This is a genomic window from Altererythrobacter chaiwopuensis (assembly GCF_054957735.1).
Window position 1 is genome coordinate 1 of sequence record NZ_JBTXJF010000019.1, and the last position, 253, is coordinate 253.

The 253-nt window shown below is 65.6% G+C and carries 1 protein-coding gene; it reads left to right on the forward strand.

Annotated features, from left to right (window positions below; translation table 11 throughout):
• Positions 1–253: hypothetical protein (locus ACX3VQ_RS13035; RefSeq protein WP_462581474.1), on the forward strand; the 253-nt coding region annotated here is incomplete at both ends.

Here is a 253-nt window from a genome sequence, read left to right on the forward strand (position 1 = left end):
TGACCTTCCCGAACGGCTGCAAGGTCATCCTCAGCAGCGCAGAGCTGGCTGACAAGTCGCGGTACGAGCTGGCCGAGCCCGCCAGCGGCGAGCAGCTGCTGCTCTCGGTGCAGTGGATGCATCGCGCCCACGAACTGCCCGACTTCCAAGAGTCGATGGCGGCCGACCTCGCCAACCTGGTGGAAAACGCCGGCGAGCTGCTGAAAGTCCTGGACCTGTCCCGCCTTTTGGTGCGCAAGCTGTCGGGCATGCC